Source organism: Paenibacillus sp. HW567 (assembly GCF_000374185.1).
In the GTDB taxonomy this organism is placed as follows: domain Bacteria; phylum Bacillota; class Bacilli; order Paenibacillales; family Paenibacillaceae; genus Paenibacillus_AQ.
The window spans coordinates 6,720,120-6,733,183 of the sequence record NZ_KB910518.1 but is presented as its reverse complement, the minus strand read 5'-3'; the positions used below and the strand labels follow the sequence as shown (position 1 = coordinate 6,733,183).

The 13,064-nt window shown below is 48.2% G+C and carries 13 protein-coding genes; all 13 read right to left on the bottom strand.

Annotated features, from left to right (window positions below):
- Window positions 1-9 precede the first annotated feature (9 nt).
- Window positions 10-1,908, bottom strand: a complete 1,899-nt coding sequence (gene fliD / locus B212_RS33540; protein ID WP_019915066.1) for a flagellar filament capping protein FliD — start codon at window positions 1,906-1,908, stop codon at window positions 10-12.
- 16 nt (window positions 1,909-1,924) lie between these two features.
- Entirely contained in the window at window positions 1,925-2,314 is a 390-nt protein-coding gene (locus B212_RS0130005; protein ID WP_019915065.1) for a flagellar protein FlaG, read from the bottom strand.
- A gap of 142 nt (window positions 2,315-2,456) precedes the next feature.
- A complete protein-coding gene (locus B212_RS35780; protein ID WP_019915064.1) occupies window positions 2,457-4,199 on the bottom strand; it encodes a flagellin N-terminal helical domain-containing protein in 1,743 nt (580 codons plus the stop codon).
- A 302-nt stretch (window positions 4,200-4,501) separates the two neighbouring features.
- Window positions 4,502-4,735 (bottom strand): carbon storage regulator CsrA, encoded by a 234-nt coding sequence (csrA, locus tag B212_RS0129995; protein WP_028531118.1) that lies wholly within the window; start codon window positions 4,733-4,735, stop codon window positions 4,502-4,504.
- A gap of 1 nt (window position 4,736) precedes the next feature.
- The gene (gene fliW / locus B212_RS0129990; protein ID WP_442950104.1) at window positions 4,737-5,192 is read right to left on the bottom strand and encodes a flagellar assembly protein FliW; all 456 of its coding nucleotides are present in this window, start codon (window positions 5,190-5,192) and stop codon (window positions 4,737-4,739) included.
- Between the two features lie 106 nt (window positions 5,193-5,298).
- On the bottom strand, window positions 5,299-5,865 hold the full coding sequence (locus B212_RS0129985) for a DUF6470 family protein (protein WP_019915060.1): 567 nt from the start codon (window positions 5,863-5,865) through the stop codon (window positions 5,299-5,301).
- A gap of 15 nt (window positions 5,866-5,880) precedes the next feature.
- Complete coding sequence (gene flgL / locus B212_RS0129980; RefSeq protein WP_019915059.1) at window positions 5,881-6,798, bottom strand: flagellar hook-associated protein FlgL; 918 nt, start codon at window positions 6,796-6,798, stop codon at window positions 5,881-5,883.
- 14 nt (window positions 6,799-6,812) lie between these two features.
- Window positions 6,813-8,408, bottom strand: a complete 1,596-nt coding sequence (gene flgK / locus B212_RS0129975; protein WP_019915058.1) for a flagellar hook-associated protein FlgK — start codon at window positions 8,406-8,408, stop codon at window positions 6,813-6,815.
- Window positions 8,409-8,465: 57 nt separating this feature from the next.
- On the bottom strand, window positions 8,466-8,966 hold the full coding sequence (locus B212_RS0129970; RefSeq protein WP_019915057.1) for a flagellar protein FlgN: 501 nt from the start codon (window positions 8,964-8,966) through the stop codon (window positions 8,466-8,468).
- 12 nt (window positions 8,967-8,978) lie between these two features.
- A complete protein-coding gene (gene flgM, locus B212_RS0129965) occupies window positions 8,979-9,266 on the bottom strand; it encodes a flagellar biosynthesis anti-sigma factor FlgM (protein WP_019915056.1) in 288 nt (95 codons plus the stop codon).
- Between the two features lie 105 nt (window positions 9,267-9,371).
- Window positions 9,372-9,779, bottom strand: coding sequence for a TIGR03826 family flagellar region protein (locus tag B212_RS0129960; RefSeq protein ID WP_028531117.1), 408 nt, complete (start codon window positions 9,777-9,779; stop codon window positions 9,372-9,374).
- A gap of 166 nt (window positions 9,780-9,945) precedes the next feature.
- Complete coding sequence (locus B212_RS0129955) at window positions 9,946-10,818, bottom strand: ComF family protein (RefSeq protein WP_019915054.1); 873 nt, start codon at window positions 10,816-10,818, stop codon at window positions 9,946-9,948.
- Between the two features lie 30 nt (window positions 10,819-10,848).
- Window positions 10,849-13,008, bottom strand: coding sequence for a helicase-related protein (locus tag B212_RS0129950; RefSeq protein WP_019915053.1), 2,160 nt, complete (start codon window positions 13,006-13,008; stop codon window positions 10,849-10,851).
- Between the last annotated feature and the right edge of the window lie 56 nt (window positions 13,009-13,064).

Sequence of the window (13,064 nt, the reverse complement as noted above, 5' to 3'; positions counted from 1 at the left end):
TTATTATGCCTATTGAAACAGCTTCGAAGTCTGTGATTGCATCTTATTCATGGCTGTCTCCATGGCTGTGAATTGCTTATAGTAACGATTTTCGGCTGCATCCAAGTTTTTCTGCATGAGATAGATCTTATTGTCGTATTCTTTAAGTTTCTTGCCCATAACGCTTTCCGATTTAAAGCTGCTGCTCAGGTCCATAGAGTATTTATTAGTACCTGCACGTTCAGAAATTTTGTCCAGTGCACTCGAGACCTTATCTGCTAACTTATCAAAAATCCCCTCTTTCGGAGCATTTGCTGGACCTTGAAATAAATCCTTTGCGAGCTGCGGGTTGGCGTCAATTGCATCCTTGAGTTTCTGCTGATTAACTACCAGCTTACCGTTCTCCAGATAATTCCCTGTAGTGATTCCCAGAGTACTGAGTGACCCTAACTTCTCAGAAATAACACTTCGCATCTCTGCCAAAACTGAGTTTACTATATCATTATTCTTGAATAGACCACTTTTCGCTTTCTCCGTCCAAGTCTTAATGTCATCATCCGTCATTGCTTTCTTTTGATCATCCGTTAACGGCTTGAAGTCACGATACTTGATTTCGTCAACCTTCGCATTCAACGTCTTAATCAGTTCATTGTAGTCATCTACAAAAGAATTTATTGTCTCTATAGCTTTATCAGGATCGGTTTGTGTTTTAATAGTGAACGGAACGTCAGTTCCGCTTTTGTTCGTCGTTTCAAGCAGAGTAAGTTGAACACCATTAATAGTAATAACATTACTACTGGTATCTTTCAGATCTACACCATTAATGTTGACCTTAGCATCCTGCCCAGCTTTTTTTGGATCAAAATCACTAGGGGCTGATACTGCAGACTTTACTCCCTTGAACAGCTTCAGGAGATCGTAAGCATCCCCCCCTAGCTTCACTTCGCCAGATGCTGCCGACAGTTTTAATTTCCCGCCGGTAAATTCCGCCTGCACTCCTGTTGTAGCCGTCTCATCATTTATTTTGGTCACCATTTCATCTATAGTCATCTTTGCGTCAAAAGAGAACGACTTATTATTCACACTGAATTTATAGGTTAACTTCTCTGCATCTTCTATTTTTGTCCCATTAAGTGCATTATGGAGAAAGGCCAATGATTTGGTGCCATCCATAATACCTGGACCATTCGTTTCAACCTCGGTTACTGTTTTTTTGTTAAATAGTCCCAGCAAGGTACTTCCGCTACCGATAGCTAAGTCTTTTTTGGAATCGTAGTCAGCCATTGCGAGCTTGGGATCACCGCTGGTTTTAGAAGCAATGGTTAGTTTTCCGGTGAGCTCATCATAACTTGCGATAGCGTTAGCCTTAGCATTCGAGTTAATCGTTGACACCATAGTCGATATAGAGGTTAGGCCGTTAAACAGTGAATTTCCATCCGCGTCCTTGAAATTCTCACCATTGATAGAGACGTCAAACCCTTTTTTAAGATATTCGGTTCTGCTCTCATCTGAAAGAAGAGATAAATCCACACCGTCAAGCTTAGCGAGTGAAGTGGAGTTGGATACACCTTGACCTAATCCATCCTTCATCGTCAGCGATGTCCGGGTAGCCAACTGGGTGACACTCACCTTCATATCTATCCCAGCGGCATTATCCTGTGCCTCAGCTTTTACTGCATCTGTATTTCCCGTTACAACTGCCTTATTAGCGTTAAGCGCAGCGCTTCCACCATATTTGGTGGTTGATATTAATTTATTCTGGCGAAAATCATAAAGCTTGCTATTTAACTCCCGGTACCCGTCCCGCGTCCAGTTCAGGATCTGCTTATTCTGATTCAGAGTATCCAGTGGAACACGTTTGGCAGCCATCATACTCTTAACCATACTATCAATATCCATACCTGAAAATCCATTTACACGTGTAACCAAAACAGCACCTCCTAAGTTAGATTTTCTCGTCTACGAGTATACCAGCAATTTCCATCATTTTAGCTACCAAATCCAGAGTTTTCTCTGGGGGGACCTCGCGAATAAGTTCACCTGTATCCTTATTGAGTACCTTAACCATAATATCATGTGTCTTCTCATGGATGCTGATCTCCAGCGTGGTCTGGGGTCCCTGTAGTGACTTCACTGCCCGTTCGATAGTACGGATGAGTTGCTCCTCGGCAACAGACACGTTGACACCTTGCATCTCCTTCAAGCTCATGTCCTTGGTATCACGTATAGCGGATACTTGACTTGCGGGTGTCACCGATTCTTTGCTGGTCGCAACTTCAGGTCTGCTCTGCCCACCCGATACAGTACTTGCAGAAAGCGAAAACTGTACATTCATTAACCCCGACCTCCAACAAAACTTGTTTTATATTGTATATATCGGTTTGTTTCAGGGATAATTTAGGACTTTGTTCAAGTCAAGAGAAAAAAAGAAAAAAGGCCCCGGGATTCCCCAGAGCCTTGAGTAAAGCGAGATAAAATTAACGAAGCAATTGCAGAACGCCTTGCGGCTGTTGGTTAGCTGTCGCCAACATAGCTTGCGCAGCTTGAGCAAGGATGTTGTTCTTTGTTTGTTCCATCATTTCTTTAGCCATGTCAACGTCACGGATACGGGATTCAGCAGCAGTCAGGTTCTCAGAAGCTGTTCCCAAGTTGTTGATAGTGTGCTCCAGACGGTTTTGCACAGCACCTAGTTTGGAACGTTCGCTAGATACAGAGGCAGTAGCCTTATCCAGAACATCGAGAGCAGCAGCAGCACCGTCTTTAGTGGCAATGTTCAGAGCAGCTTCGCCCTTAACATCGTTAGTTCCGTTAGTTACCGTATTAGTTTTAGTGAAGCCAACGTCTCCAGCTTTACCAGTGATACCCAGAGCTTTAGCTCGCATGTCACCAATGGACAAGCTCATGGATTGACCAGAGTTAGCACCGATTTGGAAAGTGGTTGCGAAGTCTTTTTGCACTCCGCCATCTTTGAATGCAATATTATTTCCTTCTTCGCCGCCTTTTACAGCAGTAATAGTGATTGCAGTAGCTCCTGATGTTGCAGTAACAGTGACTCCTTCAATTTTATTACTAACAGTATCAGCGATTGCTTTAGCAAGAATTTGATTTTTGTTGGTTGCTTCAGCTAATGCAGTATCAATTGCTACACCAATACCATTACCTTTATAAGCACCTTCACTAGCATTGTAGAACTCAATTTGTTGGTCCCCGATAGTGAATCCTTTGCCTACAAGACCTTTGAGTGCTGTGTCAGTATTAACACTTGCGAAATCAATACTAGCGTTTGCTTTGATTGCAGCAGTTGTTGTACCGACATTAGCTACGCCAGTAGCACCCTTACCCAAATCGGTACTTGTTACTGTAGAAGCTCCAATATTACCAGCAGCACCTTCAAATGCCCCACCTTTAACAGCTGTAATTGTAATATCGCCGTTAGCTCCACTTACAGTATAATTTCCTTTTAATACTTCATTAGAATCAATCATTTTTTGAAGTGCTTCTCTTGCACCTGCTGCGGAAGTGTTTACATCATCAGCTACCTCGTTTGATGCAACAGAAGCAGTAGTATCTGTAACATTATATGCAATTCCATCTTTACCTACACCATTTGAATCTTTTGCTTGGAAATTAACAGTTAATGTTTGGCCATTCAATGTAACAGCAAGCTTATCTCCAGCAGCAACATTCTTCCCAGTAGCAAGTGCTAAAGTAGTAGTTTGCGTAGCTTCAACAGTTAACTTGTCTGCCCCAGAAGCTAAGTTCGCCCCGTTAACTACACCTGAACCAACAAGGTTCGTTTTCCCATCACCTTGCAGCAATTTCTGAGTGTTGAACTCAGTAGTGTTACCGATACGGTTGATTTCGGAAGTCAGCTGGTTCATTTCGTCTTGCAGAGCTTGACGGTCGGAATCAGTGTTAGTTCCGTTAGCGGATTGGTTAGCGATTTCGCGTTGACGTTGCAGAATGCTGTGAGTTTCGTTCAGTGCACCTTCAGCTGTTTGAATCAAGGAGATACCGTCTTGAGCATTACGGGAAGCTTGATCCAGACCGCGGATCTGACCGCGCATTTTTTCGGAGATTGCCAGACCAGCAGCATCATCACCAGCACGGTTGATGCGAAGACCGGAAGACAGCTTCTCAATATTTTTGTTAGTGTTAGCTGTGTTGATGGACAATTGGCGGTGAGTATTCAACGCCGCGATATTGTGGTTAATAATCATTTGATATTTCCTCCCTGAAATTAAGTTAGTTCCACATCCATGTGGTAAACGCCAAACCATTAAGGTCGGCCGCCCTGCCGGATCAGCGTCTAAACTATATATCGACAAGGACTCCCGAACTATTTAGAGTGATTTGAATATTTTTTATTTTTTATTGAAAACGAAAACAAGCCGCCTCCTCAATAAAGGAACGCAGCCTGTTGCAGCAAAGGAATCTTTCACTCCCATAATGAACTACAAAAACCATGCAGCAGTCAACACCACCACCATAGCTAATTTGCTCGATCGTTTTAGATAAGTTATTAATTCGGACCACGCAAACGGTGAATCAGTGCATTTAAATCAGATTGTTGCGGAGCAGCCGATTCACGGTTGGCTTCCTGTATTGAGAGGTATACCTCTTTACGGAAAATATCGACATGCTTCGGCGCTGAGATGCCTATCTTGACGGTGTCTCCATCCACACTCAAGATAGTGAGTTCTATCTGGTCCTGGATGACGATGGACTCCCCTTTCTTACGGGAAAGCACGAGCATTTCATCCACCATCCTTTCCGTCAATAACTGGCTGCTCCTGCAGCAAGCTATGCTTAGTATGATAAGGAGACCGGTGCAAAACAATTTGCTTACCGGATCGGGTGCTAGGATTAAGTACAATAGGAGCGAGGAGATTAATGGTTGACTGTTCAGCTTGTTCCTTAAGAGTGATAATGCAGCGTACCACTACATCTGTAACGATCTCCAACTCCTCCGCTTCATCATCCGGAAGCTCAAATTCAAAGGTTGGGTAAAAAGCAAAAGGATCACCAAGTAAAAAAGACAAGCCCTTATCTTTTACGGACTGGAGGACCCAAAACGGTGTCTCCGCCATGGGAATCAAGGCAAAATCAGTTTCATCATCAAACCCAGGCAATCCCTTGGATAAGTGAAAAATCTGCTCTTCTCCTACCTCAAGTTTTCCCCAAGACAGCGTTTCTATAATCAAGTTGTTCACTCCTTAGAAGTTCTGCATTAAGCAAAACTTATTTCAATAGATAGTATTCTCTTTGATAACACAAAAGCTATAGAGGCGCATTACGCACATCTATAGCTTACAATAGCTACATTTGAACATTTACTTCCGGTGGTATAAACTTCACGGAGGCGTACTGCTGCATATAGATATTTAACTTTCCGCGTGTATACTCAATCTCTGGACGGTGCCTTACCACCTGAATATCAACCTGCGCCGGCCGGAAGCTGATCTCAGGAGCCCTCGTCTCAAAATGAATGTCCACATTGTCATAGGACGCCGGGCCACGAATCTCAGGGAAAGAATTAGGCTCCGTATCTGTACCATAGACCTCTTCAATGGTATTGCCAGGTTTGTAAAACTCGGCCATCCGGTTTCCTTGTTCAACCTTTCGCGCCAAATTCTGAAGATATAGCTGCTGAATACCGGAATAAATTCTCTTGTTCATATCGATCATGCTGCCGCCATAATAGGCCGCCCGAGCAGCAGATTGGTCTATCGTAAGCTCCGGGCGTGTTGAGTGTACATTTAACTCTCCAGGATTGGTCGTGATATTAACTTCAGCCTTAGGCTGGGTAATGGAGTATGTACCCGGATCAGCGTCAATGCCAAGCAATGCCGGTGTCTGTCGAATTTGCAGGATAGACTGCAACATCGAGCACCACCTCCATTATCTGATGAAGTCCACTAGAGTTGCAGAAATAATCTTGGCTCCCACGGACAGGGAGGCATTATAGATATTTTCTTGTATCTTGGACTTCATAATCAGTCCTTCGTAATCGGCATCCTCTGTCTTGGCCTGGAGATCGGTCAGATTCGTATTCAAATCACTCAGACGGCCCTGCATTAATTCCACCCGGTTAGTTTTGGCACCTATCTCAGAACGAGCTGATAGAATCGTCTCAGTTCGTGTGTCAATATTATCCAGCTCTTTGGATACTGCAGTAATGTTGCCGGATTTCAAACCTGCAGAAATATTATTAATGATGGTGAATAGATTATCCGCATCACCTGTTTTGCCAAAAACATCATTCCCGGTCATATTGATTGGCATCTGTACCCCTTCGCCTACAATATATTGAATCTCTCCGGGGTCCGTGGTAATAGCTTTGGATGTATCATATGTACCATCAACCCCTATGGCAAAATCATAAGGTTTGGAGTCATATTTCTCACCGTTAAAAATATATTTGCCGTTAAGCTTGCTATTGGAAATATCGACCAACTGTTGTTTGAGCTGCATTACTTCTTCATTAATGCTGTCCAAAGCGGACTGCGGATTACTGCCTGTAGAAGCCTGGACGGTTAATTCACGCAGACGTTGAACTACATCTCCTGCCTGTCCCAGCACTGTATCGTTATAGTCCAGCCAAGAAAGCGAGCTGTCTACATTCCTTGTATACTGCTCATTTGATGAAAGCTCCGCCCGATAACGCAGGGAATACGTAATACCAACCGGATCATCCGAAGGCTTATTGATCTTGCGTCCGGTGGACAGTTGTAGCTGTGTATCGTTCATAGTACGTGCATTACGGTTCAGGTTAAGCAGCAACTGTGAGCTCATCATATTGGAGGTTACCCTCAACATCTACTATTCCTCCTTTATCTGCCGACAGTGCCGGTAGAATTAATCAGTTTATCAAGCATCTCGTCATAAGTGGTCATAAACCGTGCTGCGGCACTGTAAGCATGCTGAAACACCAGCATATTCGACATTTCTTCATCGAGGGATACGCCACTCACCGATTGGCGGCGGGAATCCACTTGCTTCACCAGATAATCTGCATTGCTAGTCTGACGGGTAGCTTCTTGGGATTGAATCCCAAGCTGGCCTACCATGGAGCTGAGATAAGACCCAACAGTGCCTGTCTTGGAGCCATCCGGTGTAGTGAAGGTGTTATTATCCTTTAAATTACCGAACATCAGTGCCAAGGTGTTGTTTCCCTTGATCACAGTGACCTTACCGGAACTATCTGTTTCTGCACGTAGAGCGGTAGCAAAGAGAGTAGGGTCATCAGCGATCGACGGGTTAATTCTAATATTGCTGGCAGTAATCGCTTCTCCTGCAACGGAAGATGTAAAGAAATCCCGACCTGAACTGCCGTCCAATGCATAGCCTAACTTATGTAGACCATTTAGACCTTTTACTGTTGTCTTAAGATCACCCGTCAGCGGGATGGGAACGGCAGAACCTGCAAGGAGCTGGGTCTTCGTACCATCCGTATTAATAATTTCCGAATCCTTGAGGACTGTAGTGCCTGCGGGAAGAGTAGAGCCTGCCGGAATCGTAACCTGAACCTCACCCGTAGCAATCGTATTAGCCATAGTATCCAGTTGCTTCTTGTAATCAGCAACATAGTTTTTGCTGGAGAAGATCATTCCATAGGCTTCCCCCGCCTTCAGATCTCCAGAGGCATAAGCGGTATTCAGAAAGGCACTGTCTACCGTTGCAGTAACAGCCGCCCCTTGTACAAGCTGCTGCGACCCCAGGGAAATATTATAGCCCGCATCCGTATCCAACACCGTGATATTGGCAATCTTGGACAGTTTGTCTGTCATCAGGTCACGCTGATCCCGTAAATCGTTGGCACGATCCCCCATTCCCTCGATCTTGGCGATGGATGAGTTTAAATCGGCGATGGATTTCAGATAACCCTGAGCCTCTGTCCCTTTAACATCTATGTTAGTTGTGAGGTCTTTATCCAAATTATTTAATTGAGTGCTCATATAATTCATAGCATCCGTAAGAGACTTCGTAGTTTGCACTACAATTTTGCGGGCGGTAGGGTCATCCGGGTTCTTACTAAGGTCTGACCAGGACTTCCAAAAGTTATCAAGTACGGTTCGAATCCCTGTATCCGACGGCTCATTTACAATCGCTTCGAGCTTGTCCAGTGTATCCGATTGGATGGTCCAGTTACCGCTGGCAGAACTCTCCCCACGGTACTGATCATCCAGAAACATCTCACGAATCCGTTCGATAGAGGTGAACTCCACCCCGGTCCCCAACTGACCTGGAGCTGTAGAGTTGCTGAAGCCATATGCCTCAATAGGCGAAGCAGCCTTCATGTTGACACGCTGGCGGGTATAGCCTTCTGTATTGGCGTTGGCGATATTGTGTCCGGTTGTGTTGAGTGCAGCAGTCTGTGTAAACAGGCTTCGTCTTGCCGTCTCTATTGAGTGAAATGTAGATGTCATGCTACTTGTTCCTCCCTTGTGATTGCTCCGGGAAAGCGGCCTGCGAGAAAGATAAGATTATCCGCGGGCGTCAAAAAGACCCGGCCGAGCGGCGCTGCTTCCCTTGTCGGACGGATGATGATAGGTAATATCCTGGTTCGGCCTTCCGACGAGCAAATCCAGGGAATAATCTATAAAGGTAAGCGACTGCTCTATCAGCTTCTGGTTCAGCTCATTGGCCTCTTTCAAGCGGTGCAGCGTGCCTGAAAGCTTCTGCTGAATGTGCACCAGCCGCGATTTGTCTTCTGGGTCAAATACAAGACGGGACAGCTCTGTGAGGGTCAGATTCAAGTTGGAGCGTATTCCAACCCCCTGCAGAAAAGCATACGCAGCCTCGGCACGTTTCTCCTCAAGCTGACCGACCTGCTTCATAAGCTTGGACTCCCGGTTCATGATGTCGATAAGATTATCTACCTTGTTATCTATAATGGTCTGTTTCTTAAAAGCGGCCAGATCCAGCATTTCAATATGCGCTTCGTCCAGCCGCTCAAGCAATTCGATCAATGTTGTCAATGGCATGGGTGTCTTCACCTAATTCTCGGAGGATTGCTTAAAGTAAGGGGCGAGTGTGTCTGCGAGTTTGGCTGCGTCAACTTGGTAAGTACCTGCGGAAACCTGCTGTTTCAAGCTCTCAATCTTGCTGGAACGTTCAGCATCAATCTGTCCGCTCTTCTGAGCCTGCAGAAGTTTAATGGCTTCATCCGAAATCGAAACCTCATCCTTGCGTGAACTCTTCTTCATTTGTTCCTGTCTTTGCGATTCCGCACTGCGTTGATATGGATTAATGGGATTAATCCGTCCGGTCTCGTTAATTTTCATTACTTCACCTTCCTTCTAATATAAAAAAGCCGATAATCTTTACTAAGTTTATCGGCCAGTTTTGAAACATTTTTTATAGCTGGAAACGTTTTTTTGCTGATTTAATTATTCGCGGAGCTTATCGACGGCCCGATAGGCGCCTTCTCCCGGCTTTTTGGGAGTGTCCGCCGCTGCAACTTCCTTGACCGCGTTTGAAAAATCCTTCCGCAGCCGGCTGCGGCAGCTTTCACACATAGGCCCTTCCCGGATCAAGGTTCCACATACTTCGCAGGGGTACATCATATTAGGCGCATTTGCTATAGAGATCCGGCCTTCGCGAATAAAACGAGTAATTTCCTTAATCGAAATTTCCGTCGCATCGGACAACTCCTGAATATTCGTGCCTCTGTTCTCACGTAAATAGTTTACACATATTTCATATTGATGTTCCAATTCCTTAATGCAGGGCTGGCACAGGTCCATAATATTCTTGACATATAACCGGCCGCATCTTGGACAATTATCAAGGTTCATTTTCAGCAGCGGCTCCCTTCCATACAGTGTGTGCAGCATATAGACATCTTATGATCCTAGATTACATGATTGTAAGAACTTCGTCTATGATTAGTATCGGCTATAAAATCCCTTTGATTATATTTTCATAACAAAAATAGTATTAACAGTGATTTAACATAACTCATTACGAACGGGCCCAGGTCAGGCTATATATTTCTGCTAGGCAACCAAAGCTGCCAGTCAACAGATTAAGCGACTCTGCGCAGGCACGGATTGTACTTCCCGTGGTATAAATGTCATCAATAATGATGATTTGCAGCGGGCGAGCTGGTATCTGCGGTCCGATGGAATCCAGCCGTTCCGCAAATAGCTTCCTTACCGAAGGGTCTGGATTGGCGGCAAAAGCGTGCTTCATATCATTTAGCCGTTCGGCCCGGCTTTTGAAGCTTTGCTTACCAGTATGGTGAGTGCGAATCAGCAGCGGAAGCTGCGGAATTCCCCTGCGCATCGACAGAACGTCTGCAAGCCGCTCCGCCTGATTGAAGCCGCGCTCCGCAAGCCGGGAGTCACTCACGGGTACCGGGACCAGCAGATCAGCTTGCCACAAGCTGACGGAGGAACCACGTTGGCCTGAACGGCTGGACAAGAAGGAAGGGAGTTGCAAAGAATGGGCGTTGTGGCCTGCCTTTGCTCGTTCCTTTTGGAGTATGGCATACGCTCTGTCCAGCATCAGGCCTAGCAGCGGAGCGAGCCTTTCGTTTCCACGGTATTTATACTGGCCTAAAGTTTCGCGCATCACGCTTGTATAAGCTACTGAGCTGCGGTTGCACACGATTGGTCCAGGCTCACTGCTTCGGCTGCAGTCGGGACAGCCGACGTGACGGCCGCATTTGGAGCAGCGCGGACTGCGAATCCACGGGATGCTGGCTTCGCAGTTCATACAAACTCCAGGCAGTCCGGATGAAAGCCTGCTATTTTTTCCGCAAATAAGGCATGGGATAGAGGAAGGATAGAGCAGGGTCTGGGCTTTTTGCAGCCAAGTATTTAGGGCAAACATGGACAACCCTCCTTGCCAAATTAATATTTTTCATTTTCTCCGGTGAGGCTTACTTATGCTCAAATAACCTTGCCTGCGGGCAATAGTATTCATGGTGCGGATCTGCGAGATTGCTCCCCTCTGTGATCTCGTCCACTGCGGCGATGCAAAAACTACTGTTCCCGCCGGGTCGTCTTTGGAGCGTCCGGCTCTCCCGGCCATCTGGACCAAAGCCGCTTCGTCGAACAGGCCGCTGTCCGCATCCAGAATAAATACATCGCTGCGGGGAACCGTAACGCCCCGTTCGAGAATGGTGGTGGTTACGAGGAGAGAAACTATGCGGCTGCGGAAGGCTGCAACTTTCTCTGCTCTCGCCGGGTCCTGGGAGGAGGTGCCCTCAATAGCAGTACCGGGAAAGTTTCGCCGGAGCAGGGTCAGTATTCCCTCAATGTGGGCAATCCGCGATACGAACAGAAAAATTTGCGCCTGGCGTGTGAATGACCTGCGAAGTGCCTCCAGCAGTGCTCGGGGAAGGAATCCGCGCTTCAGGCATTGCTGTACCGGGGCCATCTCCAAATGCCGGGGGACCGGCAGCGGATGACCATGGAACCGTACTGGTACCCTGGCATGCGGCAGCTTGCCGGAACGGGCCAGATGCTGCAGCTCTTTGGGAGGTGTCGCAGACAGATAGATGAACGAGCCTCTCGGTTTGGAGGCATGCTCAGCGGCATAAGCCAGCATTGAATCGTTATGAAAGGGAAATGCATCTACCTCGTCGAGTATGACCAGATCGAAGCTCTGGTGAAAGCGCAGCAACTGATGGGTGGTGGCCAGGGTGATCCGGCCATCGCTCCAGCGGTCTGCGCTGCCGCCGTACAGCACGGCGAGGGTCTCCGCCGGGAAGGCCCGTGCGAGCCGCGGCGCCAGCTCCAGCACGACGTCGCGTCGCGGCGTCGCGACAAGCGCCCGGCCTCCGGCAGCGAGCACTGCGTCAAGGAGCGGGAAAGTGATCTCTGTCTTTCCCGCTCCCGTAACCGCCCAGAGCAGGAACCGCTCTGGGCTTTTGGCGGCGGAGCGCTGCCGCGGCTCCGCCAGGAACCCAAGTGCAGCGCCGGCGGCCCCCGCCTGCGCCGCACTCAGCCCCCACCGGCGTGCCGCCACGGTGGGGGAAGCGCCGGCCGTGCACTGCACGGCCGGCGACGCCGCGCTGCGCAGCAGCAGCGCGCAAGCCCGGCTGCGCCCGAGTGCGAGGCAGGCCTCGCAATAGGCGCAGCCCGCAAGGCCGCACGCGGCGCATGCCGTGCGGCCGGTGGCGGCGCTGCCGCAGCGCAGGCAGCGCATTTGCGCGCGGCGGGCGGTGGCCGCGCCGCGCCGGGGCAGGCGAAGCGCCGCAGCCTGCAAGAGGCGCGCGGCCCAGCCGGGTCCTGCGCGGCGCAGCGCAGGAGCCCTGACGGCGGCCTCAAGCCTCAGCCGCCCCTGCAGATGCGCGAGCTGCGCTGCGGCCCGCCAATACCCGGCCAGCTCCGGAAGCACCTCCGCCAGAAGCGCTTCCGCTTCAGGCTGGAGCAGCGAGCGGCCCGCAAGCGCTTTGCCCAACTGGTCAGCTTCTGCTCCAAGTGTTAATTGCCCTATGCCTTCCTCCGCGTAATCAGCTTGTACCATAGCCTTACTATGCAAATTTGTATGCTCTCTTGCACTCTCCACTTTCATAGAAACGGTTTGCTTTGTAGCCTCGCTCTCCTTCCATCCATGTTCCAGCTCTGAATGCCCTCTAACCAAGTCGGAAGCTCGATCTTCAGCAATCCATTCAGGCCTTGCCTCCCCACGGCTGCTCTGGCTGAATTGAAAGCTCCCTTCCCTGAATGGCGGACAGATAGATATCCCTTCATAAATCCAGCCTTTATCCCACTGCCCTCCCTTCTCCCGCTCTTCCCGAAGCTCAATACTCAACACCTCTGCGATATACTGTGCCCAGTCCTCTTCCTTCCACTCCTGCATCGTCTGAATTGACTGGAAGCTCTCACGCAGCTTTACCGCCCAGCCAAGAGGGAGGGATGGAGATAACAGCACCAGCTTGTCTGCCGCCCCGCTGTTCCAGCCTTCGTGCTCTTGTCCAGTACCGCTCCACCATAGGCTATCCACACGCATATCCAGCGTAATCCATACCTTCCAGCGTCCATCACAGTCCACAGCATACACAGCAGCTTTCATTCATTCCGCCCCCAAAAGGTTATGTAGCAACGCAAAAAAGCACACTCCCCGAATTT